Source organism: Halomonas sp. TA22 (genome assembly GCF_013009075.1).
Classification (GTDB): domain Bacteria; phylum Pseudomonadota; class Gammaproteobacteria; order Pseudomonadales; family Halomonadaceae; genus TA22.
The window spans coordinates 2,291,406-2,316,568 of the sequence record NZ_CP053108.1; the positions used below are offsets into that span (position 1 = coordinate 2,291,406).

Here is a 25,163-nt window from a genome sequence, read left to right on the forward strand (position 1 = left end):
CAGAATCACCATTGAAGTGCCTCTGGCGGGCGCCAATGACATTCGTGGTGGCACGGACCGAAGCCTGCGGCCAGCCAGTGGTTTGCCTAAACAGAGAATCATGAATTCTTGGCACACTTGTTGCTTGTAATGAAACGAAAGTTTCTGATTTTCTATTTATGATACATTTGTCCCACAAATCATGAACAATTCCTGTCGCTGATAGGGGGTCGTAATGAAACGAGGGTATATCAAGCTGTTGGTAGCCATCTCGGCGAGCACTGTTCTCAGTGGTCCATTGATGGCAAGTGAAGAAACGGTGCTTCGAATAGGCATGACGGTGTCTGGTATTCCACAGACAACTGGGCAAGCAAATCAAGGTGGTGAAGGCCATCGCTTCGTTGCGTTGCAGCTCTACGATGCATTGGTAGCCTGGGATCTTAGACACTCCGATGAGCCAGCTGAACTTGTTCCGGGCTTGGCGAAATCATGGGAGGTCGACCCGGATGATCCTACGCGTTGGTTGTTTACGCTTCGCGAAGGAGTAGAATTTCATGATGGGTCCGTGTTCAATGCGGATTCAGTAATATGGAATTTCGATAAAATTTTCAAGGAAGACGCTCCGCAATATGATGCTAGGCAGGCGTCCCAAGTCTTGAATAGAATTCCAGGAGTGGATAGCTACGAGAAAATTGGCGAATACAAGATTGCTATTACAACGCCCTACCCCGATAGCCAACTTCCCTATCAATTAACGTGGTTCATGATTTCCAGTCCCGCCCACTTTTCTGAAGTAGGCAACGACTGGGATGCCTTTGCAGAGCAGCCATCCGGCACGGGGCCATGGACCTTGGATAATATAGTTTCCAGGCAGCGAGTTGAAATGATTCGCAATGAAAACTACTGGGATAAAGAGCGGATCCCTCAGACAGATCGTCTTATTCTGGTCCCCATGCCCGAACCAACCACGCGGACTGCTGCGCTACTTTCCGGCCAAGTTGACTGGATCGAGGCGCCCTCGCCAGACAGTATTCCACGCCTTGAGTCGGCTGGTATGCAGATTGTAACTAATATTTATCCACACGTATGGCCATGGACGTTTAGTCATATCGAGGGATCACCATGGAATGACATTAACGTGCGCAAGGCAGCGAATCTGGCAATCGACCGGGAGGGGCTCGTCGAGATGCTTGGAGGGATGGCTGCACCGAGTTATGGACAAGTTCCGCGTGAGCATCCTTGGTATGGAAATCCAAATTTCGACATCCGATATGATCCAGATGAAGCCAGGAGATTACTTGCCGAGTCTGGCTATAGTCAAAGCAATCCGGTAAATGTGACAGTTCTGATTTCACCCAGTGGTTCTGGACAAATGCAGCCACTCCCAATGAACGAATATATTCAGGCAAATCTTTCCGAGGTGGGAATAAATGTTGACTACCAAGTAGTTGAATGGACTGCGCTGAGGAATGTATCGCGAGTTGGGGCACAAGCTCCGGAAAGCCGTGGCATTCATGCATTTAACCATAGCTATGGTACTTCAAGCCCTTTTGAGGCATATACTCGATTTTTTCATAGTGCAATGGTTCCTCCGCATGGAAGAAATTGGGGGTATACGATAAACAATGAAATTGATGAACTGCTTGATGAAGTGCTTGTCACTTTCGATCCTGATGAGCAGGCTCAACTCTTGGCACGTGTCAATGAAATTTTAGTAGATGACGCGCATTGGTTGTGGGTGGTTCATGATGTGAGTCCTCGGGCACTTTCGCCAAGAGTTAGTGGGTTCATACCACCACAGAGCTGGTATATAGACTTGACGAATGTTGTCGTTAAATAGGTAAGGACGATTTTGATGTGGTCATATTCCCTGTACCGTTTGATTTATGCCATTCCGATTGCACTGGCTGTTTCTGTCATTGTATTCGCTTTAGTCTACATTGGGCCAGGGGATCCCCTTGATGCTGTTCTTCCCGATGAGGCAAGCGTTGCAGATATTGAGCGTATTCGTGCTCACTATGGCTTCGACAAACCGCTACCCGCACAATACGGTATCTGGTTATGGAACGCGGTGCAGGGCGATTTAGGTAAATCCATTGGTTCGGGCCGCCCAGTGATGAAGGAGGTTATTGATGCCGCTAAGAATACAGCCATCTTGGCAGCGTTCGCTTTCTCACTCGGCTTCCCGGTTGCAGTCGCTATCGGTGCACTTGCAGGTTATTACCATGGTGGCTGGTTAGATCGTGTTCTTAGTGCTGTGAGCGTAACTGGAATTAGTATTCCACATTACTGGCTTGGTATGGTGCTTGTGACGCTCTTTGCGGTTGAGTTTGGCAACCTTCCCGCTATGGGTATGTCACCCTATGATAGTTCCGGCTGGGCATTCGATACCGAACATTTTCGGCATCTGATTCTCCCTTTATTGACAATTTCCGCAATTCCAATGGCAATAGTTGCTCGCGTGACCCGTGCTTGTGTCGCCGAAACAATGGCTTCCGAGGTGACACAGGCACTAAGGGCAAAGGGGCTCAACGAGCCAGCCGTTTTCCTCCATGTCCTGCGTAACGCGGCTCCTACGATTATGGCAGTGATGGGATTGGAAATAGGAAATTTACTGGGTGGATCCATTTTAATAGAGACGGTTTTTGCTTGGCCTGGTACGGGATTTCTTCTGAATGAGGCTATTTTACAGAGAGATTTACCAGTACTACAGGGAGCCATACTACTCATGGCCCTGTTTTTTGTAGTCCTGAACCTCATGGTGGATTTGATGCAAAACATTATCGATAGAAGAATCCAGCGCGCATGATACGGGTTTTTTTCGGCAGTTGCACGGATTGAAAACGTTTCGTGGGTGCATGACTTGAGCGGAAAAAATGATGAGTCATGCAGAGAGGCTGAACTATGAATCCCAAGGCAGAAAGATGAAAGCAAATATAACTAGTCCATATATCAAAGACGAAGGGGCTGGAAGCGAAAGGATGGAGCTCCCAGCACCACGCTATTGGAAACGTGTCGTACGGCATCTTCTCAGGGACCCTGTCACCATAGGCTGTACTTTGATAATTGTGGCAGTTGTAGGAGCGGCCATCGCAGCGCCTTTCATTGCTCCGGCCAATCCGTTTGAGGCATCCATGATGAACAGGCTTCAACCCATCGGCTCTGAAGGTTATTTGCTGGGCACGGACCGTTTGGGACGAGATATCCTGTCTCGTTTGCTTTATGGAGGGCGGGTGTCATTGATCATGGGGATTGCTCCAGTACTTTTAGCCGTGCTCATCGGCGGTGGAATGGGAATACTGGCAGGTTACGCTGGTGGTTTCATGAATACTGTCATCATGCGTACTATGGATGTCTTCTATGCGTTTCCGTCAATCCTGCTGGCCATCGCTATTGCTGGAGCAATGGGGCCGGGAATCTCTAACGGAATAATCGCATTGACATTGGTATTTATTCCACCAATGACTCGTGTGGCGGAGAGTGCTGCCACTCAAATTCGCAAACATGATTATATAGAAGCAGCCCGAGCTGCTACCTCGTCACATTATAGAGTACTACGAGTACATGTGGTTGGAAATGTCGTTGGTACTATCTTGGTCTATGCGACGAGCCTAGTGAGTCTCTCTATCATAATTGCCTCGGGCCTCAGCTTTTTAGGTTTGGGAGTGAGTCCTCCTAACCCGGAATGGGGTTTGATGCTGAGCGATCTCCGTGAGTCGATCTATTTCAATCCTTGGGTGGCGGTGCTTCCGGGATTAATGATCTTTGTGACTTCCGTCAGCTTCAATCTCCTGAGTGATGGATTAAGAAGTGCAATGGATATTAGATTGTGAGAGGTGACAATATGGCCGTCAATGTGGGAAGTAATAGCCAGCACCAATTGGAAGAGCATGCCCGTGGTGGTCCTGCGCAACCCTTATTAATAGCGAATAAGCTTAAGAAACATTTTCCTGTCAGATCTAAAGCGTTTACTAGCCGGAAGATGGTTCGAGCGGTGGAAGGCATCAGCTTCTCAATAGATAAAGGGGAAACGGTTGGGATTGTTGGAGAATCGGGCTGTGGGAAATCCACCACTGCCCGATTGATAATGGGCCTTGTTTCCGCTGACGACGGTGAGCTGATTTTCGATGGAGACCCGGTAGGATGCAGAGGCGGGTTAAGCTGGGAGAAATACCGACGCCAAGTCCAGATGGTTTTTCAGGATTCGTATTCGTCTTTGAATCCTAGACTGTCGGTGGAAGATAGCGTGGCGTTTGGCCCACAAAGTAATGGTATCAAAGCACACGAAGCGATAGAAAAATCACATATATTATTGAGGAAAGTGGGGCTTAATGTAGGGCTTTATAGTCGCCGTTTTCCTCATGAATTATCGGGAGGGCAGCGACAGCGGGTCAACATCGCGCGTGCTCTAGCGCTTAAGCCAAGGTTGTTGATTTTAGATGAAGCCGTATCTGCATTAGATAAATCTGTTGAGGCGCAGGTTCTTAATCTGCTGGTGGAATTGAAGAATACGCTTCAATTGACATACTTGTTTATCTCCCATGACCTCAATGTTATCTATTATATTTGTGACCGGGTCCTCGTTATGTATCTCGGTGAGATTGTCGAGATTGGTCCTGTCGAAGATATATATAGAAACCCGAGACACCCTTATACGCGTGCGCTTTTGGCGTCGATGCCAAGCATTGGTGCAGGCCAGCGGCGCAGTGAGCCACCATTGTTTGGCGATCCACCTAATCCAATAAATCCACCTTCAGGGTGCCGGTTTCATACTCGTTGTGAGTTTGCAGATCGTACCTGCTCGGAACGCACTCCTGAGCTGCAATTCGTTTCCCTGAATGAAGTGAATGCTCATAAATCTCATTTAGTGGCTTGCCATATGTACAATAAATATAGTGAGAATCCGCAAGCGGAAATAAAAAATATTATTGCTATGGGATAGATGTAAGTAAAAGTCATTTTCATAGGCTGGTGTGAATATTTGCTGTATGGGGATAATTCCATCATTGGTATATCTTCCATATTGGTATGTCCTCCATAGGAAGGGATATGAAAAGTGCAGCGTGGGAAGATATCGACGAAAAAGGTATCGATCAAGTTCGTGTTACGAACTTGATGGTGGGGTTCGTGCAAGAAAACCGGGTAATTCGTGCCGTCAATGATATCAGTTTCGAGATAAAAAAAGGCGAGGTTCTGTGCCTATTGGGGGAATCGGGTTCAGGAAAAAGTGTCACTTTGCGCGCCTTGCTTGGCCTACTACCCAAGCAGGCAAATGTCACTGGAAATGTGGTGATTTCGGGGCACGATGTGCTTGCTTTACGGGGTCAGCATTTAAGGGACTACCGTGGCGCAGTGACCTCAATGATATTTCAGGAACCCATGAATGCGCTAGATGCGGTCTTTCCTGTTGGGTTTCAGATAGCGGAGACCGTGAGAAGGCATATGAAGGTATCTCGTCGGGCAGCGAAACAGCGTGCCTTGGAATTGATGAGGTTAGTACAGATCCCGTCTCCTGAACGAAGATACTACGCATACCCGCATGAATTGTCTGGCGGCCTCAGGCAGCGTGTAATGATTGCCGTTGCGCTTGCTCCCGAGCCTTCGTTCTTGTTAGCGGATGAGCCCACTACTGCTTTGGATGCCACCGTCCAGATCCAAATTTTGCTCTTGCTTAGAAAACTGGTAGATGAGTTGGGCATGAGCATGGTTTTCGTAACTCACGACCTTGGGGTGGCTGGTGAAATTTCAGATAGGATTGCGGTGATGTATGCCGGACGCTTCGTGGAGATTGGCCAAACTCATGAAGTGGTAAAGGAACCTATGCATCCCTACACCGTAGGGTTACTAAATGCGACTATAACGCCCGCGCATCGTGGACATTTACTCACTCCGATCCCTGGTGAACCGCCGGATCTTGCCGCTCTGCCCCGCGGTTGTAGCTTCTCTCAGCGTTGTGCACATGTGTCGGATAAATGTAGCGAAAAGGTACCCGATTTTGAGCGACGGGAAGAGGGTAGATACATACGTTGCATAAAAGAAATGTCGCTTGAATGAGCACAGCAGAATCTTGTCTTTCTTACGAGTACTACGATGCACGGCATTCCCATGGTGCAATTGGATATCTTTGTCGAGGGGCACTGACGCTCCCGGCAGCCATCGACCTAAGCGAGCAGCGGTATCAGAAGAGAGAAAGGATAAGACCAAGGTGAAGTATTATGATTTATCCGAAAAGGAGGTAGAAGCTAGTGAGTAGAAACATTAAGGAAGTAAAGCTTGCCATGGTGGGTCAGTCATTGGTCGAACACAAAATCGAGCCTCATGATGCCGATGGTTGGGTTGAGTTAGAAGCAATACTTAAAGAGGCTGACTTTTCCTTCACTAATTTGGAGGTTACTGTCAAGGGAGATAGGGAGAGCTGGCCTATGAAACCACTCGATTGGTGTACACGTCCTGATGCTTCATCTTTGGACTGCCTAAAGAAATTGGGGTTTAATGTACTCTCTCTTGCAAATAACCACGCTTGGGATCTTGGCCCCACAGGGGTATTGGATACGATTGAGTTAGTAGGAAAGGAAGGCTTCAAGCATGCTGGAACAGGTGTTTGTCTAGAGGATGCCGAAGCCCCGGTATTTGTCGATACACCAGGTGGTAGAGTCGCTCTTATTGCGATGGCATCAGGCAATCTTCCTGAGCAAGCTTTTGCAACGGCAAAAGAAAAACTTGGCTCGCTCGCTCGTCCCGGTGTGAACCCCATTTTGGTGCGGGATATCCATGCTGTGCCCAGGCAGGAGTTTGAACGGTTAGCGGCAACGCTTGCGCCACTTGGGTACGCCCCGGACGCCGATGGGTATATCCAGGTCGGAGAGCAATGGTTCGCCGAAGGGGAGCGACATGAAATTAAACGAGTTATTGACGCGGAGGATCGAGCTCGCCATCTCCGTCTGATAGCCGAGGCAGCGGAACAAGCCGATATCGTTCTGGTATACTTGCACCAGCACCATTGGGAACAGGAGTGGCAGCAGGTGGGGGAGTGGTTACAGGATTTTGCCCACGACTGTATAGATGCCGGTGCCCATGGCTTCCTCGGTCACGGTGTCCCCATGTTACAGGCTGTGGAGATCTATAAGGAAAAACCGATTTTTTATAGTCTTGGCAATTTTATCTTCCATCCGACTGCGGGACCATCTTACTGGCCTGATCACAGATGCTGGCAAAGTGTCATAGTTGAGGCGAGTTTTGCTGATGGCAGCTGGCAAGAGTTGAAGCTGCATCCCATTACACTCGGCAAGGAGGATATCATCGTGAATCAAGATATGTCCGATCCCTCCCGACTTTATCCTCTTCCGGCAGAGGGCCGTTACGGACAAAGTATTCTCGAACACTTGCGTGATTTATCTGCTCCTTTTGATTGTCGTATAAATGTCAACGGCGATGTGGGGGAAGTTTTGCTGCGAGAGGTAGGATAAGGGGCACATGATAACTCAGTATAACGATTCATGTTTAATTGACCCGAGGTAATTCGGGGGCCTATCTCCGGTATATGATGCACTCGCGTCGCGTCTCCTTCGCCAGGAAGGAGTCGCGGCGGGGAGTATTTAGATGTTTGGTCCCGTGAAGTAATGGTTGGAGCATTATAAAATTTCTGGGGCTCTTTCTGCCATTGATCAAGGATAAATCCAATCGGCGTCTTGCTCTTGAGCGCCCTGAGTGGTCGGGCACTGTTATAGGCCCCATAGGTAATCATCCAGGTGGGACTGGAGCTGATCAAGCGAGATGTAATGCCTGAATTCATAGAATAACTGCAGCACTTTGGACCACACGGTAGAGGCAGGAGGGCCAGCACCGGTACCCTCCCTGCTTTACCAATGGAATGGTCCGCCCCACCTATACCGGCGCTGCTGCGCCACACTGTACTGATAGGTAACGGGGCTATAGCCCTATCGGAGGATGAGGAGAGCATTTCATGACCATTACCCGAGTCGGTGTCGATATCGTAAACTCTGTCTTTTATGTGTATGGCGTAAACCGCCATGATCAGGCTCAGTGGCGCGGGAAATATTCACGTGATAAGTGACTGGGTGCCATCGTCAAGCGAGTCCCCGCTGGCGGCGAAATCGGCATGGAAGCCTATGCCTCCTCTCACTACTGGGCGCGTGCACTCCAGGCATGTGGCTATCATGTCAAGCTGATCGCGGCTCAGTTCGTGAAGCCCTACGTCAAGAGCAACAAGAACGACCGGGTCGATGCCGAGGCCATCTGTGAGGCCATGAGCCGGCTGACTATGCGCTTCGTGACGGTCAAGACGGCGCTCAACAAGATGTTCAGGCCGCGCACCGCATCCGCGAAGAGTTGGTTCAGCAGCGCACAGCCAAGGCCAACTAGATCCGTGGCCTGAGTGGGCGAATATGGACTGGTGGCGCCAGTTGGCATCGGTCAACTGCGAGCGGCTCTGCCACGCTGGCTGAAAGATGCCGAGAACGGCTTGACCGATAGCTTTCGCCTCCTGCTCGCTAGACTCGCCGAGGACCTGTGCTACTTGGATGATCGCATTGCCTCTGTCACGGAGCGCATCGCGCATCACGCCAAAGCTGACCCAGTGGCGAAAAGCCTGATAACTCTTCGAGGTGTCTTGAGTCGGGCGTTCTCGGTCTCCAGCTCGCGCAGGCGCTTGGCCTCCGAAATCTCCATGCCGCTGTACTGGGCCTTCCAGCGGTAAAGGGTCTGCTCGGTCACGCCGTTCTGCCGGGCCAGCTCGGCGATCGAGACACCACGCTCGTTGGCCTTGAGGATACTGATGAACTGCTCTTCGGTATGTCGGTTACGCTTCATCGTGAGATCTCCTGCTATGAGGATAACGTAGCGGAAAACTCACATTGGCGGTGGACCGGTTACTGGGGGAAAGGTCAGTACGACATGGCAATCAGCAGCGGCATTGAGGCCCTGGGACGCTTTGCCAAGCGGCTGGCTCCCTATCTGGGCATCATGTCCAGTACCCGGCACCGGCTGAACACCAACGTGCTGGAGGGCATGAACAATCGGATCAAGGTCATCAAGCGGATGGCCTATGGGTATCGGGACACGGCGTACTTCTTTCTGAAGATCCGTGTCGCGTTTCCCGGCAAAATGAGATGAACCATAAAAAATCGTCATAGTTTCAAGCGTATTCGGCGCTCACTGAAGGGACGGCGTGATGAAACGGATTTTCGCAACACTTAGCGCCTCCTGAAGGCGCTTCACGAGCGTGAGGATCGAGGCGAGCACGAGCTGTATTACTTTGACAAGTCGGGCTTTTCGCAGTCATCGTCGGTGCCTTATGCGTGGAGCCCTATCGGTAAGCCCTGGGAGGTGACGGCTTACTCACACAGTCGCAGGCTCAACGTATTGGGGTTTCTCAGCCGGCAAGGGAAGTTGGTTCACCCTACCACCACCGAACCCGTCATGACGGAAACGGTAATTGCGGCATTTGACCAGTTTGTGTCCCAGAAAGATTCCGATACCTTCCGGTGGTGGTGCTGGACAATGTCAGCATGCATCGTTCCAGGGCCTTTAGATGCAAGATGCAGGAGGGGATGTCGCATCGTGTGCACTTGGTCTACCTATCCGCCTACTCGCCGGAATTGAACCTGATTGCGATCCTGTGGCGGCAGATGAAGTACCCTGGCTGCCCTTGAGCGCCTACCTCTCATTTGACCACCTCTGTAATGATGTGCGCCGCTTGCTTGGTGGCTACGGAAGTAGAGCGCTCGATTATTAATGAATGGCCACGTAGTAGATCACTTGCCCCAGCCTCTCTCGTGAGTTATTTTGGAAATGATTTCCATAATATTCCTTGCCGGCCGGGTGCCCACCTGAGGATTCATGATGACCAAGCGAAGCTACTACGCGCCCCATGGCGGCCATCCGGCTCAGACCCAACTGCTCTCCGACCGTGCGGTGTTCACCGAGGCCTACGCGATCATTCCCAAGGGGGTGATGCGCGATATCGTCACTAGCAATCTGCCTTTCTGGGAGAAGACCCGGCTATGGGTGCTGTCGCGGCCACTGTCGGGATTCGCCGAAACCTTCTCCCAGTACATCATGGAAGTTGCCCCTGACGGCGGCAGCGACAGGCCCGAGCCCGATCCCGCAGCGGAAGGGGTGCTGTTCGTGGTGGAGGGGCAGCTGACGTTGACGCTCTCGGGTGAACGGCACCTGATGCAGCCGGGCGGTTATGCTTTTATTCCACCGGGAAGCGACTGGCAGGTGTGTAACGACACCGATGCCGCGGTGCGCTTCCACTGGGTGCGCAAGGCCTACGAGTGCGTCGAGGGCATTGAGGTACCCAAGGCCTTCGTCACCAACGAGAACGACATCACACCTCGGGAGATGCCGGGCACCGAAGGGCGCTGGGCGACCACGCGCTTCGTCGATCCCGATGACGTGCGCCACGACATGCACGTCAACATCGTCACCTTCCAGCCGGGAGGCGTGATCCCCTTCGACGAGACCCACGTGATGGAGCATGGCCTCTACGTGCTCGAGGGCAAGGCGGTCTACCATCTCAACCAGCAGTGGGTGGAAGTGGAGGCCGGCGACTTCATGTGGCTGCGCGCCTTCTGCCCACAGGCTTGCTATGCCGGCGGTCCGGGGCCGTTTCGCTACCTGCTCTACAAGGATGTGAACCGGCACATGAAGCTCACGCCCTTTGGCGCCCGTTAAACGGGTAGGGAGAGACCATGCTTGAACTCAAGGCCCAGCCACTGACCCCGAAGGCCTTCGCGGCGTTCGGTGACGTCATCGATACGCGATGCGCCGATTACTTCGAGATCAATGCCGGGCGTACCCGGCGTTATCACGATCTGGCCAGGGTCGAGACGCTCGGTGAAGGGGCACGTCCGCTGATCAGCATCTTCGTCAGCCAGCCGGTAGCGTTGCCCCTGGAACTCGACTTCCTTGAGCGTCATCCGCTGGGCAGCCAAGCCTTCATGCCGCTGCACCAGGAGCGCTTCGTGATTGTCGTCGCACCGCCGGGCGAGACGATCGATTCACACGCGGTGAGGGCGTTCGTCACCGATGGGCATCAGGGCGTCAACTACCGTGCCGGTACCTGGCACGCCATCCAGTCGGTGCTCGACCGCGAGGGCGAATTCCTGGTCGTCGATCGTGGTGGAGAGGGCAACAATTGCGAGGAGTGCCCTCTCCTGTTGCGGGTCTTGCTGGACTGAGCTCAAGGGGTAGTCGAGGCAGCCTGGGTCAGTGCCACATCGGGGGCCTGCTCCATCCGCTCGCGCTCCTGATCGAGCAGCGCCAAGGCCTGCTCCGGGGTGACGCGTGAGGCGGGGGTCAGCAGGGTGATCGTCACGCCGGCAAGGAGGGCCGCGAGCACCGCAGGAATGCTGGGATTGCCCCAGAAGGTGCTCCACTCGGCATTGGCGATGACGGTCAGCGAGGTCACCGAGGCGGTAACCAGAGTCGCCACGGCGCCCTGCCAGTTGTAGCGTGGCCAGAAGCGTCCCAGCATGCCGCATACGAATAGCCCCGAGAGAATGGTCGAGATCATCCGGGTGATATAGGTGATGACGTTGTCCGAGGTGAGGGCGAAGATCAGCGCAAGACCGATGGTTGCCACCAGCGCCAGGCGCGAGAAGCGCACCACGTTGCGCGCTGCCGGCGTACGCCCGGTAAAGAGGAGGCAGATGTCGCGCATCAGCGTCGAGACGCCGGCGATGGCATCGGAGCTGGCACTCGACATGGTCGCCGACAGGCCCGCGACCAGCAGCAGCAGACCCAGTCCCAGCGGCAGTATCTCGGTGGCCAGGAAAGGGAAGGCGAAGTTGCTATTTTCAAGGCCCGGATTGAGCGCATGCGTGGCCATGCCGATGATTGCCGGAATGATCGAGAAGCCCAGGTAGAGCACGCCGGTGATGACGAAGGAGCGCCGCACCGATGCCACCGACTCGCCGGAGTAGATGCGCTGGCGAAACGACGGCGTGGCGAGTACGCCGATGGCGATCACCGCCGCGAGCGACAGCGCGGGCAGCGCGCCGATCTTGTCGATCCCGAGGAAGCTGGTGGCGGCGACGTCCATGCTGGCGGTCAGCCCGCCGAAGCCGCCGACTTCGACCAGGGCAAGGATCGCCATGAGCATGAAGCCCGCAAACAGCACCACGGCCTGGACGGTATCGGTCCAGATCACCGCGGTATAGCCGCCGATTACGCAGTAGACACCGAAGCCCAGCGCCACCAGTACCTTGGCTAAGCCCAGGTCGATACCCGCCATCCACGAAAGATAAAGACCGCCGCCGAGGATGTGCGCCCCCAGCCAGCCGATGCAGGCGACATAGATCAGCAGCGCCACCACATTGCGGACCAGGCGATTGGCGCCGACATAGTAAGCCAGCTCCTCGCTCATGGTCATGAAGCGCAGCTTGCGTACCGGGGCGAAGCACCAGGCCAGCAGCAGCACGCCCGTTGCCCCGCCGATACCATACAGAGCGCCTGCCCAGCCATTGGCGTAACCGAAGCCCACTGCACCCATGCTCGAACCGGTACCGACCATCGTCGCCACCGTAGTTCCAATGGTCAGGAACAGCGGAACGCTGCGCCCGCCCAACAGGAAGTCGTCGCCGGTGCCGCGTTTATGACGCGATATCCACCAGCCGAACCCGATCATGACGAGAACGTACGCCACGAAGGCGCCGAGGAAAATTTGACTGTTCATGTTAGCCTCTTATCGTTGTTGTCCGGTCGTTGCCGCGACCGGCTGAGCAATGCTTGAACGCGTCGGGTTCCATATCGAAAGCTTGCCCGTACGCGCCCCGTGCCGTGCCCCTTGCCGGGGGCGCGGCACACCTTCTTCAGGCCCGGTCGGCCCTGAAGCACTTCACGTCGACCTCCACCTTGCAGTCCACCACCAGGTCCTGAACGCTGCAGATGCGCGCCGGCGGATTGTTCGAAAAGAGCTCGCTGAACACCTTGTTGAAGGACGAAAAGTAGCGGGCATCGGTAAGCACGGCGGTGACATGCACCACATCCTCCACGCCATAGCCCGCCTCGTGCATGATCGCCAGGCAGTTGTCGAACGCCAGGCGGGTCTGCTCGATAATGCCACCCTCCACCACTTCGCCATCGGTCATCGGTGTCTGGCCGGAAACGTACAACCATCCGCCAGCCTCGACGGCGCGGGCGAAGGGCAGCTTCTGGCCCCCGGTGCCAATGCCACCCTCGGTGCCATATCGGGTAATGCTCATGCTTCCTACCTCCATGAATTGGCGAATCGCCATCAGATGCGTTGTCGGCGGCGCAGCATGCGCCCGCCTCTATTTCCGGTTGGCTGTCCCTGCCGATAGCCGATCACCCCATTGACCATGACCAGCTCGATGCCGCGAGCCGGTGAGATAGGAGTGTCGTAATCGGCGATATCCTCCAGCGTGTCGAGATCGAACAGGGTGAGGTCGGCATAAGCGCCCTCACGGATCACGCCACGGTCGATCAGTCCGAAGTTGGCAGCCGACAATCCCGTCATCTTGCGGACCGCCTCGGCGAGCGACATCAGGCCCAGATCGCGACTGTAGTGGGCCAGGACCCTAGGGAAGGCGCCCCAAAGGCGGGGGTGGGGATGCGGGTCGTTGGGCAGGCCGTCGGAACCCACCATCGATAGGGGGTGAGCGAGTATCTGGCGCATGTCCTCCTCGCTCATGTTGTGATAGACCGCCCCGGCCGGCTGCAGGCGCCTTGCAGCGTCATGCAGCGGCATTCCCCAGTCGGCGGCGATGGCCTTGAGCGGGCGTCGGGCCTGCTCTGGATGAGGCTCCGACCAGGTGATGGTGATCTCGATCTCGTCATTGACCTGACCCAGGTCGAGTGTCGAGGAGCCTGCCGTGTAGGGGTAGCAGTCGCAATGCACGCACTGCTGGCGTGCTGCCGTTTCCAGCTTGGCCAGCGCCCGCGGTGCGCCACCCCAATTGCCGGCACCGGCGCACTTGAGATGCGAGATGACCAGCGGCACCTGGCCTTCTCGGGCAGTGGTGAAGGCTTCGTCCATGGCGCCGGGCAGGCCGGCGAACTCATCCCGCAGATGGGTGGTATAAAGCCCGCCGGCTCGGCCCACGGCGGCTACCAGGGATGTCATTTCCGCCCTGGGGGCATGGAAGGCGTTGCGGTAAGCGAGCCCCGAGCTCAGCCCCAGCGCCCCCTCGTCGAGTGCCTGACAGAGCATGAGCCACATGGCGGCGATCTCCTCTTCGCTTGCGGCACGCGCAAAGTCGTCCATCACCTGGCTGCGCAGGCTGGTATGTCCTACCAAGGCTGCCACGTTGACGCTGGGCGTGGCGGCATCCACGGCCTCGGCATAGGCGGCGAAGCTTGGATAGCGGAAGTCCTCGGCGCGACCCAGCAGGTTCATCGGGTCGGGCACATCGCCGCTTAGCGTGACCGGGCTTGCACTGATGCCACAGTTGCCCACCACTACAGTGGTTACGCCTTGAGAGAGCTTGGGTAGCATCTCGGGGGTACGGATCACATTGGTGTCGTCGTGGGTATGCACGTCGATGAAGCCGGGGCTCAGATATCTATCCCGTCCATCGATTGTGATGTCAGCCGTGGCCAGGGTCAGCTGGCCGATAGCGGCGATGCGCTCGCCACGAATCGCGACATCTGCAGTAAAGGCATTCGCGCCAGTGCCATCGAGTACGTGAACGCCACGAATCAGTACGTCATAGGGCATGGGTCAGTCTCCCAGCGGCTGACGATTGTCGCCGCTGCGATGGGCATCCAGGGTGATCTTAAGGCGTCGCAACTTGTCACGGCTGCGGTCGCGATGGCGCATGGCAAGCTCAAGTGCCAGCACGTCGATGGCGGCCAGCATGGCGTAGCGCGAGGCAGACGGGTGATAGATGAAATCAGTCTCGCGTGAGGCGATCGGCAGCACCACATCGGCGATCTCGGCAAGCGGCGAGCCACTGGCGGTGATCGCCACGACTCGGGCCCCATAGTGGCGGGCAATCTGGGCGGACTCGATCATCTCGGGAGTGAAGCCGGTAACGGAGAGCACCGCGACCACATCGCTTGGGTCAAGTGTCGAGGCGACCATGCGAGGCAGCAGCGACTGTGGGTAGGCGCTGATCGCGTAGCCAAGCCGCACCAGCCTGAACTGCATCTCCTGAGCCAGCATGCTGGAGCCGCCGCCGGCACCGAAGACCAGGATCTGACGTGCGTTGTCGAGATGCTCGACCGCACCGGCAAGATCGGCCTGGGCCATCAGGTCGCGATTGACGGCAAGCGTCTGGGTGGCAATGTCGTATACGGCACTGGAGCCATCGGCTTCGCTGGCATCCTGGATGAAGCGACGTCCGGCTGCCAGGGCCCGGGTCAGGCGGGTCTTGAGGTCGCGCACGTTCTGGCATCCCACGGCGCGAGCGAAGCGTGTCACGCTGGCGTCGCTGACACCGGCGCGGGTGGCGATCTCGCTGATGCTGGCCTCGGTGATGAAGTCGATATCGTCATGAATCAGTGCGGCGACCTTCTTCTCGGCATCGCGCAGTCCAGCGAAATGGGCCGTAATATGGGAAAGAATATCGGTGTCTTGGCTCACCGTGTGCTCCTTGAACTTGCCTGACGCCAACGCTATGTTAGTTTCTAACACATAGTCAAATTTTCGTGAAAATAAAGAACGTGGCTGCACAGGCCAACCGAAATGGAGAGAGGAAATGCGCGACCATGATGACGCCCCGATTGTCTGGCGCTACGACAAGGGGACGGTCGAGAGCGGAGGCGACCTGCTTTCGGGGGTGAGTCTACCGGCGGCGGTGATTCGCGAACCGGCGCTGCGCCACAACCTGCTCTGGATGCAGCGCTTCGCCGATGCGCATGGCGCGCACCTGGCGCCACACGGCAAGACCACCATGGCGCCGGCCCTGTTCAGGCGCCAGCTCGAGGCCGGCGCTTGGGGCATCACCTTGGCCACGGCGCCGCAGTGCCGGGCGGCCTTCGCCCACGGTGTCCAGCGGCTGCTGATGGCCAACCAACTCGTCGGCATGGCCAACATGGCGATTGTCGCCGAGCTGATCGCGGCGGGTGCAGACTACTACTGCCTGGTGGATAGCATCGAAAATGTTCGTCAACTGGGCGCATTCTTTGCCGCCCGTGATCTGCGTCTGCAGGTATTGATCGAGCTGGGTGTCGAGGGGGGGCGCTGCGGCTGCCGCGATCAGCTCCAGCTCGAGGCGCTGGTGGAAGCTATTGCCGGAGAGCCCGCCCTGGCGCTGGTGGGTATCGAAGGATACGAGGGCGTGATCGCCGGAGACGATGAGGTCGCCTCGGTGCGCGCTTACGGCGAACGACTGGTGGAGACCGTGCGCGCGCTGCGTGCCAGCGGCGTGCTCAGCTGTGAGGCGCCGATCGTCACCGCTTCCGGCTCCAAGTGGTTCGATCTGATTGCCGAGGCGTTCGATAATGCGGAGCTGCGCGAACACTATACGCCGGTACTCAGGCCGGGCTGCTACGTGGTCCACGACCACAAGCTCTACGCCGGGGCCATGGCCGACGTGAAGGCCCGCCATCCACAGTTGCAGGGGGAGCTGCAGTCGGCCCTGGAAGTGTACGCCCATGTGCAGTCGCTGCCCGAACCCGGCCTGGCGATCGTCGCACTGGGCAAGCGCGACATAGGTCACGAACCAGACCTGCCGTTGCCGCTACGCCTCTATCCGCTGTTCTCTCGTCCCGAGGCGGCAACCTTGCCGCTGGATGTCAGCAATTGGCATGCGAGGCATATCATGGACCAGCATCTCTTCCTCGAGATTCCCCAGCAAGCCGCACTTGCGGTCGGCGATGTCATCGCTTTCGGCACCTCGCACCCCTGCCTGACCTTCGATAAGTGGCGCCAGCTGTTGCTAATGGATGACTCTCTTAAAGTTATTGAAGTTATGCCCACCTTTTTCTGAAAAATAGTTTTTATATAAAAAGCCATGAAGTCGATTTATCGAATTCATGGCTTTTCATGCGACCAATGTATAAGAACTTAAGTTTTGTTACTCATTGACCTCCTTGGGAAGCGATGATAGTTTTTCGTAAACTGTTAACAATTTACAAGAGGTTGTCATGTCAAAAATCGAAGCGTCGAGCGCGCTCAAGCGGTTCCGGGTACTTGATCTTTCACGTGTGAGAGCAGGCCCTACTTGTGTCAGAATGCTTGCTGACTTTGGCGCAGATGTAATCCGTATTGAACCGCCTATGGGTGTTGACCCCAATGCCAATATGTTTGCCGATGTACGTCTTGGCGGTGACTTCCAGAATCTCAATCGAAATAAGCGTTCGTTGACTCTTAATCTCAAGAAGCCAGAAGCTAAGGAAGTTCTATATAAGCTGGTCGAAGAGGCCGATGTGATAGTAGAGAACTGGCGTCCCGATGTTAAAGAACGCTTGGGAGTTGATTACGAATCATTAAAAAAAATTAATCCACGGATTATTTTAGCGAGTATTTCCGGCTTCGGACAAACGGGCCCATACGTGAAGCGGCCAGGCTTTGACCAAATTGTTCAGGGTATGGGTGGGATGATGTCGGTGACTGGCTTACCAGGACAGGGGCCGGTGCGGGCGGGAATCGCTGTGGCTGACTCTAGCGCTGGATTATATACCGCACTGGGTATTATGACCGCCCTTCTGGAGCGTGAGCAGTCAGGAGAAGGCCAGTGGGTGCATACCTCATTGCTGCATGCCCAGATTGCTATGCTAGATTTCCAGGCGGCACGTTATCTCAATGATGGTGATGTGCCGGTACAGGCAGGTAACGATCATCCCACAAGTTGCCCTATGGGGCTGTTCCACGGCAACGATGGCGATTTCAACATCGGGGTCTCAGGCGACGGTCAGTGGGTGCAGTTTTGCAATGCGCTAGAAAAACAGGAGTGGAACGACGATCCTCGCTTCAAGACGGTCAAGGATCGTCGCGAGCATCGTCAGGAACTCAATACACTGATTCAGGAAATATTTTCCACCCAAAGCGTCAGCTACTGGGTTGAGCGCCTGAATACCTTCGGTGTGCCGTCTGGCCCGGTCTATACGGTGCCGGAAATGTTCGAGGATCCGCAGATCCAGCACCTCGGCGTTTATCAAGAAGTCGACGATAGCGATATCGGCAAGAAATACTTCATTACTCAGCCGGTCCATCTCTCGCGCACTACCGCCAACGTGGCCAAGGTGGCACCCAAGTGGGGAGAGCATACCGATGAAATTCTCAGTGAGCTGTCTTATTCACAAGAAGAGATCAACCATCTGTATGAGATTGGCGCTGTCTAACTAACCAGCCTGATATATCACGAGGAAGCACAACCATGAGTGCCCAAGAAAAACTGCCTGGCTACATCGATACTTCTCTGGATGGTGGCGTGCTGCGCATCATTATCTGTAATGAAAAGCGTTTTAACGCCATGTCATTGGACATGTGGAAAAACCTCGCCAAGGCGGTTACGGATGCCCAGAGCAATGATGACGTACGCGTCATCGTGCTGCAGGGGGCCGGTAAGAAAGCCTTCATATCGGGCGCCGACATCAGCGAATTCAAGGATAAGCGCAGCGACAAGGCGCAGGCACAGCACTATGCCGACAGCGTCAACGCCGCTCAGTCTGCGCTACGCAGCAGCCGCAAGCCGACGATTGCCGCCATCAAGGGTATCTGCATGGGCGGCGGCATGGGCCTGTCGCTCTCCTGTGACCTGCGCTACAGCACCGAGACGGCCAAGTTCTGTATGCCGGCGGGCAAGCTCGGCGTGGGATATGCCTACGAAGGTATCAAGCGCTTTGTGGATATTGTTGGTGCCTCGCGCACGGCAGAACTGTTCCTGACCGCCCGCACCTTTAGCGGTATTGAGGCAGGCAGGATCGGTTTGGTTAACGAAGTGTTCAGCGAGGAGCATTTCGACAAGATTGTCGGTGAGCGTATCACCACCATGGCCGGCTACGCCCCGCTGACCATGCATGCGGTCAAGACCGGTATTCGTTGTGTGCTGCAGGAGGACAATGCTCCGTCAGTGGAAGAGGTCAGTCGCATGGTAGTGGCATGTTTCGAGAGTGAAGACTATCGGGAGGGCCAGGCCGCATTCAAGGAGAAACGTAAACCCAACTTTAAAGGCAAGTAAGCGTTACTAAGAAGTACAAACTCATTATTACCCATAGATCCAATAATAATCGGGAGTACGTCATGCACAACGCCAAGCTGAAGAAGACAGGTACCACGCTCGCCACTGCCATTGTACTCGCTGCCGGTGGCCTAGCTCTGACCAGCAGCCAGGCCATCGCTGATAGTTGGGAGCCTGAAGAGCAGCTGAATGTCACCATTGCTTTTGGCCCAGGAGGAGGCAATGACGTGCTGTCGCGCACGCTGATCGATATCCTCGAAAAGTACGATCTTTACCCCGAGAATATCGTTGCCACCAACCGCCCGGGGGGGAGTGGTGCGGTGGGCTGGGGTTACGTTTTTAATCAGAAAGGCAACCCCTACCATCTTTCCACTACCAGTGGTAGCTTCATTGCCACCCCCCTGCAGGCCGACACCCCTTGGGACACCATGTCGTTTACCCATATCGCGCTGATGGCAGCGGATGATGCAGTATTGATTGTCAACGGTGAAAGCGATATTCAGGACTTCGATGATTATCTCGAGTGGGCGCGTGAAAACCCACCGGTGGTGGGCGGTATCGGCTCGGTCAACAGTGATTTCATCGTCGCCCAGCTGCTCTCACAGGAAGCTGGCTACGACTACGACTATGTGCCTTTCAATCAGCAGGGCGAGCTCACCACGGCGCTGCTCTCGAAATCGCTCGATGCCATGGTGGCGACTCCTGGTTCGGTGATCGGCCTGATCGAGTCTGGCGATTTCCGGGCGCTGGCCTTTAGTGGCGAAACGGTTCCCGATGCGCTGGAGGGCGTGCCTTCCTTCAAAGAGCTCGGCTATGGCGATGCCGCAGTGGCCATGCCGCGCGGCCTGATTATGCCACCGGGGGTGCCGGAAGAAGCCCGCGACTGGTGGATCGACACGATTGCCAAGGTGGTGGAAACCCCCGAATGGGCGGAATATGTAGAGGCTAACTTCCTTACAGAGAATGTTCAGTTCGGGGACGACTTTACTGAATTTCTGGAAAACGCCATCAATAACTTCGAGACCATTCTCACTGAAACTGGCGCAATTTAATTCAGTACTTGGTAAGTTTTATTAGATGCATGTCTCGGCCATGTGCCAACATGGCCGGGATCATGAAGACGCTGAACAAGGCGACATTGGGATGGTGTCGTCTATCTCGCAGCAGCCTCAGTGAGACGTACCCATGAGACTCTTCTTCTATCTTTTTATTCTGGTAGTAGCTGTTTGCTACACCTATATGGCATTTTCCGACCTGACCTTCCTGACAAATCGCGGGCGGATGGGGCCGGGCTTCTTCCCGAGAATTCTGGGGATAAGCATGGTTGTTGCCATGCTGTTGGTGATCTTGAGCGATATCAAGAATAAGGCGCTATTTTCCGGAGCTCAGGATAACCAATACCAAGATGCGGCTGTGTTAATCGGTTTATCGCTGACCTTTGGTGCGCTGCTGATGGTGCTTGGCTATGTCATCGCAATACCCGCCTATATTGGTGCCACGCTTTACTACTTCAATCGCGGGAAGCATAAAACAAATGCCGCTATCACGGTGGCAGTGCCGGTTGTAATCCATTTCCTGTTTGGCGCCCTATTGAACGCATCACTGCCGCGCGGCCTGTGGTGGTAGCCCACAACCAATAGACAAGGGTATCGCAATGGAAATCTTTGACAATTTGTTGATGGGCTTATCGATAGCCATCACTCCCGTAAATCTGCTCTACCTGCTACTCGGTGCAATGATTGGCATGATGATTGGTGCCATTCCGGGCTTCGGGCCCTCGGCGGGTATTGCCATTCTATTGCCCGTCACCTTCAGCATGGACCCCATCGGTGCGGTCATGATGCTGGCGGCCATTTACTATGGCGCCATGTACGGCGGCACAATTACGGCGATCCTTCTCAATACCCCCGGCGATTCGACCACTGTAGCATCGACATTTGACGGGTTTCCGCTAGCCAAGCAAGGACGTGCTGGGCCGGCGCTGGTGATGCAGGCCTGTGCTTCCTTCACCGGTGGGACCATCGGCGTGATCCTGATCACTCTGCTAGCGCCAATGTTTGCTATGGTCACGCGCAGTTTCGGTCCGCCGGAATTCTTCCTGCTGTGCCTGATGGGTATCCTAACCCTGGTAGCACTGATGTCGGGAAACTGGATCCTGGGGCTTGTGTCGGCGCTGATCGGTTTCGCGCTGGGCACGGTGGGTGTCGATCTGGAGACGGGGCATCAGCGCTTCACGTTTGGCTCCACTGAACTGATTGGCGGTATCCATTTCATTCCCGTGGCCATCGGCTTGTTCGGGATAGGAGAGCTCTTCCACGCCTTTTATAGTGGGGCTCACAAAAGTGGCACCGGCGGAATCGTCGAGTACCAGAACGAAGAGCGTTTCTGGCCGACCAAGAAGGATTTCCGCGAGAGCAAGTTCACCATGCCGAGAAATTCGGTGCTCGGCTTCTGTATCGGTCTGATTCCTGGTGCTGGAGCGACCATCGCCTCGCTAATGGCCTATTCATTGGAGAAATCGCTCTCCAGTACGCCAAAGAAGTTTGGTCAGGGAGAGATGCGAGGCTTGACGGCACCCGAGTCGGCCAACAACGCGGCGTCCTCTGGGGCAATGGTACCACTGTTAACCTTGGGGATCCCCGGATCGGCCTCTACCGCTGTGTTGCTGGCGGCATTCATCATGTGGGGGCTGCGCCCCGGGCCGCTGCTGATGGCAGAGAATCCCCAGTTTGCTTGGGGACTTATCAGCAGTATGTATCTAGGCAATATGGCGCTGCTGGTGATAAGCATCTTCGCCATCCCACTGTTCGTCTATATCATCAAGGCGCCCTATCGCATTCTGGCCCCACTAGTGTTGGTTGTCTGTGTAATGGGTACCTTCAGCGTCAATGCCAGCATGATCGAGGTATTCATTATGCTGGTTGCCGGGGTGATCGGCTTCCTCATGAAACGATTCGGCTTTTCGCCGGCTGCGGTGGTATTGGCGCTGGTGCTCGGGCCGATGGCGGAGGAGTCGCTGCGTCAGACCCTGATCATCAGCCGAGGCTCGTTCGATATTTTCTTCCTGCGGCCGTCGTCAATCTACATCATGGGGTTCTTTGTCGCGGTAATTCTCTCCGGCATTCTGCTCAACACCTATCGCAAGAAAGCCAATGTCCAAGGAGCCTAAGCATGATCGATGAAGAAAAGGTAAGACTCGTATTCGAGGAGGCGCTTACCACCCAGGAGCCGGCCTTCGAGAAGTTCTTCCTGGCCAAGTTCATGCAGCTCTCAATCACCTACACCAATGAGGTATGTAATGTGGTGTTACCTGTCGAGCCTCACCTCTACAACCCTCAGGGTAGTTTGCACGGTGGGGTTCTGGCACTGGCGATGGACGTCTCCATGGGGCATCTCATTCATCATGCGATGGGGGCGGGGGGCAGTACCATAGAAATGAAGATCCAGTATATGCGGCCGGCTACAGTGGGGGCGGTGCGACTCGAGGGCTGTTTCATCAAGAAGGGTCGCAACGTCTCCTTCCTTGAATCGCGCGCTTTTGATGAAACAGGTAAGTTGGTTGGCATGGCCACTTCCACCTGGAAGATGCCAGCCTATGGCTAGCCTGTTCGCGCTATTGGATGGTCTCTCACCGCTTTCTGGAGGCGCCAATGCGCTGTTGATCCTGCTGAGCCTGGCGACGGCATGGATGACCAGCGCCTTCGGTATCGGCGGAAGCGCCCTGCTGATCATGTCGATGGCGCAGATCATGCCGCCAGCGGCAGTGATTCCGGTGCATGGCATGGTTCAGCTAGGCGCCAATGGAAGTCGTTTCATATTTACCTGGCGTGACGTTGACTATCGACGTCTTGCGGCTATCGTACCTGGTATTCTGTTCGGGGCTTTGATGGCTTCCTGGCTACTGATTCGCTTGCCCTCAGGAATGTTGGAGCTAATCATTGCCAGCTTTATGATTTTTATGTGTTGGGGACCTTCGCTTCCATCGCGAGCGGTAGGGATGGGGGGAAGCTTGTTGATGGGGGCGCTAACGACTTTCTTATCCAGTTTTGTGGGTGCTGCCGGATCGGTAGTAGCTGCGTATCTCAAGCATATTAGCCCCGAGAGGCTGGTTCGCGTAGCGACATTCTCGGCGGTCATGACGTTGCAACACTTATCCAAGGCATTCATTTTTGGTATTGCCGGATTCATTTTTTTTGACTGGCTACCTTTGATGATTGCTATGATAGTTGTAGGCTTTCTGGGCACTTGGGCAGGGTTGAAAGTTCTAAGCAAAGTCACTAACAATAGCTTCGATTTCATAATGAAAATATTGCTGACGCTATTGTCCGTCCGTCTTCTTTGGGTAGCTTTCGAGAAGTTAGTGTTGATATAAATTTATCGATATTGACACCACTGTTATTTGTGAGTGAGGGCGTCATGGATCCTGTGCTTGAATCGGCCAACATTATTACAGAGCGTAAGGCTTCGTCATTGACGACGATAGTCGCGGAAGAGCTTGAAAAGTTAATTTTATCAGGTTATTTAAAGCCTGGAGAGCGACTTAATGAAATGCGTCTGGCAGAAAAATTCAATGTTAGTCGGGGAATAATCCGCGAAGCACGGCGTGGTCTGGAACGTGCTGGGCTGGTGAATAGCCTGCCCAATCGTGGCGTGTTCGTGAAAAAAGTCACTCGTGAAGAATATGTCGAAAATAGCGAGGTAAGAGCTCTTATTACTGCTTTTTTATGCGGTAAAGCAGCAGAAAATGCGGACGATGAAGAAAAACGTGAACTACAAGTTAAGCTAGTTGAAATGGGAAAGTCTGCGGCATGCGATGATGCGGACACCTATTTCCATCTCAACTTGGACTTCCATGAATTTATCCTCAAAGTGGCCAATCATCAGCGAGCCAGTGCGATATATCGTGACCTAGTGAAAGACTCTTTGTTGGCGCGGAAGTATTTACTTCAGGGGGCGGTGGTGATGAGCAAATCCCATGAGGAACATACCGAAATTGTTTCCGCCATCGTCGCCAATGATAAGGCCCGGGCTTATCAGGCGGGGCTTGAGCATACCAGTAAAGGGCTGGCGCGATGGTTGGAGCGCCAGCACGACGTTGGGGGTTGATCCCAGTGGCGACTCTTACAATGATAATGAATTAGGAGAATATGATGAATTCCAGCAGCGCCAAAGGAAAGGTGTGGTCACCGGTAGTGACCCCGTTTCAGCACGACCTGTCACCTGATCTTCCGCGCTACATCGAACACTGCCGATGGCTGGTCAACAATGATGTGGGCCTGGCCGTCTTCGGTACCAACTCTGAAGCCAACTCTCTGGCGGTATCCCACAAGCAGCAGCTGCTCGACGCGCTGGTCGGGGCGGGTGTACCGGGTAGCCGCCTGATGCCGGGCACCGGCAGCTGCGCCATCGAGGATGCCGTGATGCTCAGCCGGCATGCCCTTGAGGCGGGCTGTCACGGAGTGCTGATGCTGCCACCGTTCTACTACAAGAACGTACCGGACGAGGGCCTCTATCGTTACTTTGCCGAGGTGGTCGAGCGGGTCGGCGATGCGGCGCTCAAGATCTATCTCTATCACATACCACCGGTAGCCCAGGTACCGATCAGCCTTGGCCTGATCGAGCGGCTGCGCAAGGCCTATCCCGAGACCTTCGTCGGCATCAAGGACAGCTCGGGGGACTGGGGCAATACCCGTGCCATGATTCGCCAATTCGCCGCTGATGGCTTTCAGGTTTATGCCGGCAATGAGCGCTTTCTACTACAGACCATGCGTGAAGGGGGCGCGGGTTGCATCAGCGCCACGGCTAACGTCAACGGACGTGCCATCGTGGCGCTGGCCCAGCGGTGGCAGGAGCGCGATGCCGACCAGGCGCAGCTGGCGCTGAATGTTACACGCGAGATTTTCGAAGGTTTTCCGATGATTCCCGCGCTCAAGTCGGCGATTGCCGACTTCCGCGACAGTGATGACTGGTGTCGGGTGCGTCCGCCGTTGGTGGCATTGAATAAGACGCAGCGCCGCCAGCTTGCCACCGCGCTCAACGAGCACGGCTTCTCCATGTGAGTTCAGGGAACCC

Annotated in this window: 23 protein-coding genes and 3 pseudogenes; 21 read left to right on the top strand and 5 right to left on the bottom strand. The window is 55.0% G+C overall.

All coding sequences use genetic code 11. From position 1 onward, the window contains the following. The first annotated feature begins 214 nt into the window (after positions 1 to 214). The 7 genes from HJD22_RS10695 (at position 215) to HJD22_RS10725 (ending at position 8,374) form a co-directional block, all read left to right on the top strand. Positions 215 to 1,819 (top strand): ABC transporter substrate-binding protein, encoded by a 1,605-nt coding sequence (locus HJD22_RS10695; RefSeq protein WP_208655263.1) that lies wholly within the window; start codon positions 215 to 217, stop codon positions 1,817 to 1,819. Between the two features lie 15 nt (positions 1,820 to 1,834). Next, entirely contained in the window at positions 1,835 to 2,788 is a 954-nt protein-coding gene (locus HJD22_RS10700; protein ID WP_208655262.1) for an ABC transporter permease, read from the top strand. A gap of 172 nt (positions 2,789 to 2,960) precedes the next feature. Further along, the gene (locus tag HJD22_RS10705; RefSeq protein WP_208656844.1) at positions 2,961 to 3,812 is read left to right on the top strand and encodes an ABC transporter permease; all 852 of its coding nucleotides are present in this window, start codon (positions 2,961 to 2,963) and stop codon (positions 3,810 to 3,812) included. An 11-nt stretch (positions 3,813 to 3,823) separates the two neighbouring features. Beyond that, positions 3,824 to 4,921 carry an ABC transporter ATP-binding protein gene (locus HJD22_RS10710; protein ID WP_208655261.1) on the top strand — a complete coding sequence of 366 codons (1,098 nt, stop codon included), beginning with the start codon at positions 3,824 to 3,826 and terminating at the stop codon, positions 4,919 to 4,921. Positions 4,922 to 5,028: 107 nt separating this feature from the next. Next, positions 5,029 to 6,033 carry an ABC transporter ATP-binding protein gene (locus HJD22_RS10715; protein ID WP_217267752.1) on the top strand — a complete coding sequence of 335 codons (1,005 nt, stop codon included), beginning with the start codon at positions 5,029 to 5,031 and terminating at the stop codon, positions 6,031 to 6,033. A 191-nt stretch (positions 6,034 to 6,224) separates the two neighbouring features. Then, entirely contained in the window at positions 6,225 to 7,445 is a 1,221-nt protein-coding gene (locus HJD22_RS10720) for a CapA family protein (RefSeq protein WP_208655259.1), read from the top strand. Positions 7,446 to 8,098: 653 nt separating this feature from the next. Next, the gene (locus HJD22_RS10725; protein ID WP_208655258.1) at positions 8,099 to 8,374 is read left to right on the top strand and encodes a transposase; all 276 of its coding nucleotides are present in this window, start codon (positions 8,099 to 8,101) and stop codon (positions 8,372 to 8,374) included. Positions 8,375 to 8,607: 233 nt separating this feature from the next. Here the strand turns inward: HJD22_RS10725 and HJD22_RS10730 are convergent. Next, positions 8,608 to 8,808, bottom strand: a pseudogene (locus HJD22_RS10730) (transposase); the annotation flags it as partial. A gap of 87 nt (positions 8,809 to 8,895) precedes the next feature. On the opposite strand from HJD22_RS10730, the pseudogene HJD22_RS10735 reads away from it, so the two are divergent. The 4 genes and pseudogenes from HJD22_RS10735 to HJD22_RS10750 form a co-directional block, all read left to right on the top strand. Continuing rightward, positions 8,896 to 9,111 (top strand): annotated as a pseudogene (locus HJD22_RS10735) (transposase); the annotation flags it as partial. Positions 9,112 to 9,129: 18 nt separating this feature from the next. Next, positions 9,130 to 9,733 (top strand): annotated as a pseudogene (locus HJD22_RS10740) (IS630 family transposase); the annotation flags it as partial. A gap of 107 nt (positions 9,734 to 9,840) precedes the next feature. Then, positions 9,841 to 10,677 carry a bifunctional allantoicase/(S)-ureidoglycine aminohydrolase gene (locus tag HJD22_RS10745; protein WP_208656843.1) on the top strand — a complete coding sequence of 279 codons (837 nt, stop codon included), beginning with the start codon at positions 9,841 to 9,843 and terminating at the stop codon, positions 10,675 to 10,677. Between the two features lie 17 nt (positions 10,678 to 10,694). Beyond that, positions 10,695 to 11,183 carry an ureidoglycolate lyase gene (locus tag HJD22_RS10750; RefSeq protein ID WP_208655256.1) on the top strand — a complete coding sequence of 163 codons (489 nt, stop codon included), beginning with the start codon at positions 10,695 to 10,697 and terminating at the stop codon, positions 11,181 to 11,183. 2 nt (positions 11,184 to 11,185) lie between these two features. Here HJD22_RS10750 and HJD22_RS10755 read toward each other — a convergent pair whose 3' ends face one another. From HJD22_RS10755 to HJD22_RS10770, 4 genes are all read right to left on the bottom strand, one after another. Beyond that, positions 11,186 to 12,679: a sodium:solute symporter family protein gene (locus HJD22_RS10755; RefSeq protein ID WP_208655255.1), complete on the bottom strand. Its 1,494-nt coding sequence runs from the start codon at positions 12,677 to 12,679 to the stop codon at positions 11,186 to 11,188. Between the two features lie 136 nt (positions 12,680 to 12,815). After that, a complete protein-coding gene (locus tag HJD22_RS10760) occupies positions 12,816 to 13,208 on the bottom strand; it encodes a RidA family protein (protein WP_208655254.1) in 393 nt (130 codons plus the stop codon). A 32-nt stretch (positions 13,209 to 13,240) separates the two neighbouring features. After that, positions 13,241 to 14,683 (bottom strand): amidohydrolase family protein, encoded by a 1,443-nt coding sequence (locus tag HJD22_RS10765; RefSeq protein WP_208655253.1) that lies wholly within the window; start codon positions 14,681 to 14,683, stop codon positions 13,241 to 13,243. A 3-nt stretch (positions 14,684 to 14,686) separates the two neighbouring features. Continuing rightward, complete coding sequence (locus HJD22_RS10770; RefSeq protein WP_208655252.1) at positions 14,687 to 15,550, bottom strand: MurR/RpiR family transcriptional regulator; 864 nt, start codon at positions 15,548 to 15,550, stop codon at positions 14,687 to 14,689. Positions 15,551 to 15,665: 115 nt separating this feature from the next. Between HJD22_RS10770 and HJD22_RS10775 the strand changes: the two genes are divergently transcribed. The 10 genes from HJD22_RS10775 (at position 15,666) to HJD22_RS10820 (ending at position 25,150) form a co-directional block, all read left to right on the top strand. Continuing rightward, the gene (locus HJD22_RS10775) at positions 15,666 to 16,898 is read left to right on the top strand and encodes an amino acid deaminase (protein ID WP_208655251.1); all 1,233 of its coding nucleotides are present in this window, start codon (positions 15,666 to 15,668) and stop codon (positions 16,896 to 16,898) included. 157 nt (positions 16,899 to 17,055) lie between these two features. Next, complete coding sequence (locus HJD22_RS10780; RefSeq protein ID WP_208655250.1) at positions 17,056 to 18,252, top strand: CaiB/BaiF CoA-transferase family protein; 1,197 nt, start codon at positions 17,056 to 17,058, stop codon at positions 18,250 to 18,252. Positions 18,253 to 18,287: 35 nt separating this feature from the next. After that, on the top strand, positions 18,288 to 19,091 hold the full coding sequence (locus HJD22_RS10785) for an enoyl-CoA hydratase (RefSeq protein WP_208655249.1): 804 nt from the start codon (positions 18,288 to 18,290) through the stop codon (positions 19,089 to 19,091). Positions 19,092 to 19,153: 62 nt separating this feature from the next. Next, positions 19,154 to 20,143 carry a tripartite tricarboxylate transporter substrate binding protein gene (locus HJD22_RS10790; RefSeq protein ID WP_208655248.1) on the top strand — a complete coding sequence of 330 codons (990 nt, stop codon included), beginning with the start codon at positions 19,154 to 19,156 and terminating at the stop codon, positions 20,141 to 20,143. A 133-nt stretch (positions 20,144 to 20,276) separates the two neighbouring features. After that, the gene (locus HJD22_RS10795) at positions 20,277 to 20,717 is read left to right on the top strand and encodes a tripartite tricarboxylate transporter TctB family protein (protein ID WP_208655247.1); all 441 of its coding nucleotides are present in this window, start codon (positions 20,277 to 20,279) and stop codon (positions 20,715 to 20,717) included. Between the two features lie 28 nt (positions 20,718 to 20,745). After that, entirely contained in the window at positions 20,746 to 22,260 is a 1,515-nt protein-coding gene (locus HJD22_RS10800; protein WP_208655246.1) for a tripartite tricarboxylate transporter permease, read from the top strand. Between the two features lie 2 nt (positions 22,261 to 22,262). Beyond that, entirely contained in the window at positions 22,263 to 22,694 is a 432-nt protein-coding gene (locus HJD22_RS10805; RefSeq protein ID WP_208655245.1) for a PaaI family thioesterase, read from the top strand. Continuing rightward, positions 22,687 to 23,463: a sulfite exporter TauE/SafE family protein gene (locus HJD22_RS10810; RefSeq protein WP_208655244.1), complete on the top strand. Its 777-nt coding sequence runs from the start codon at positions 22,687 to 22,689 to the stop codon at positions 23,461 to 23,463. Before HJD22_RS10805 ends, HJD22_RS10810 begins: the two co-directional genes overlap by 8 nt. A gap of 44 nt (positions 23,464 to 23,507) precedes the next feature. Next, the gene (locus HJD22_RS10815; protein ID WP_208655243.1) at positions 23,508 to 24,197 is read left to right on the top strand and encodes a GntR family transcriptional regulator; all 690 of its coding nucleotides are present in this window, start codon (positions 23,508 to 23,510) and stop codon (positions 24,195 to 24,197) included. Between the two features lie 44 nt (positions 24,198 to 24,241). Then, complete coding sequence (locus HJD22_RS10820; protein WP_208655242.1) at positions 24,242 to 25,150, top strand: dihydrodipicolinate synthase family protein; 909 nt, start codon at positions 24,242 to 24,244, stop codon at positions 25,148 to 25,150. Positions 25,151 to 25,163 lie beyond the last annotated feature (13 nt).

Excerpts from the sequence above, each read along its gene's own strand:
- HJD22_RS10700 (WP_208655262.1), top strand. The coding sequence starts at position 1,835 with ATGTGGTCATATTCCCTGTACCGTTTGATTTATGCCATTCCGATTGCA.
- HJD22_RS10790 (WP_208655248.1), top strand. The coding sequence starts at position 19,154 with ATGCACAACGCCAAGCTGAAGAAGACAGGTACCACGCTCGCCACTGCC.
- HJD22_RS10745 (WP_208656843.1), top strand. The coding sequence starts at position 9,841 with ATGACCAAGCGAAGCTACTACGCGCCCCATGGCGGCCATCCGGCTCAG.
- HJD22_RS10715 (WP_217267752.1), top strand. The coding sequence starts at position 5,029 with ATGAAAAGTGCAGCGTGGGAAGATATCGACGAAAAAGGTATCGATCAA.
- HJD22_RS10810 (WP_208655244.1), top strand. The coding sequence starts at position 22,687 with ATGGCTAGCCTGTTCGCGCTATTGGATGGTCTCTCACCGCTTTCTGGA.
- HJD22_RS10695 (WP_208655263.1), top strand. The coding sequence starts at position 215 with ATGAAACGAGGGTATATCAAGCTGTTGGTAGCCATCTCGGCGAGCACT.
- HJD22_RS10780 (WP_208655250.1), top strand. The coding sequence starts at position 17,056 with ATGTCAAAAATCGAAGCGTCGAGCGCGCTCAAGCGGTTCCGGGTACTT.
- HJD22_RS10705 (WP_208656844.1), top strand. The coding sequence starts at position 2,961 with ATGGAGCTCCCAGCACCACGCTATTGGAAACGTGTCGTACGGCATCTT.
- HJD22_RS10775 (WP_208655251.1), top strand. The coding sequence starts at position 15,666 with ATGCGCGACCATGATGACGCCCCGATTGTCTGGCGCTACGACAAGGGG.
- HJD22_RS10750 (WP_208655256.1), top strand. The coding sequence starts at position 10,695 with ATGCTTGAACTCAAGGCCCAGCCACTGACCCCGAAGGCCTTCGCGGCG.
- HJD22_RS10820 (WP_208655242.1), top strand. The coding sequence starts at position 24,242 with ATGAATTCCAGCAGCGCCAAAGGAAAGGTGTGGTCACCGGTAGTGACC.
- HJD22_RS10760 (WP_208655254.1), bottom strand. The coding sequence starts at position 13,208 with ATGAGCATTACCCGATATGGCACCGAGGGTGGCATTGGCACCGGGGGC.
- HJD22_RS10815 (WP_208655243.1), top strand. The coding sequence starts at position 23,508 with ATGGATCCTGTGCTTGAATCGGCCAACATTATTACAGAGCGTAAGGCT.
- HJD22_RS10805 (WP_208655245.1), top strand. The coding sequence starts at position 22,263 with ATGATCGATGAAGAAAAGGTAAGACTCGTATTCGAGGAGGCGCTTACC.
- HJD22_RS10725 (WP_208655258.1), top strand. The coding sequence starts at position 8,099 with ATGGAAGCCTATGCCTCCTCTCACTACTGGGCGCGTGCACTCCAGGCA.
- HJD22_RS10755 (WP_208655255.1), bottom strand. The coding sequence starts at position 12,679 with ATGAACAGTCAAATTTTCCTCGGCGCCTTCGTGGCGTACGTTCTCGTC.
- HJD22_RS10800 (WP_208655246.1), top strand. The coding sequence starts at position 20,746 with ATGGAAATCTTTGACAATTTGTTGATGGGCTTATCGATAGCCATCACT.
- HJD22_RS10710 (WP_208655261.1), top strand. The coding sequence starts at position 3,824 with ATGGCCGTCAATGTGGGAAGTAATAGCCAGCACCAATTGGAAGAGCAT.
- HJD22_RS10765 (WP_208655253.1), bottom strand. The coding sequence starts at position 14,683 with ATGCCCTATGACGTACTGATTCGTGGCGTTCACGTACTCGATGGCACT.
- HJD22_RS10795 (WP_208655247.1), top strand. The coding sequence starts at position 20,277 with ATGAGACTCTTCTTCTATCTTTTTATTCTGGTAGTAGCTGTTTGCTAC.
- HJD22_RS10785 (WP_208655249.1), top strand. The coding sequence starts at position 18,288 with ATGAGTGCCCAAGAAAAACTGCCTGGCTACATCGATACTTCTCTGGAT.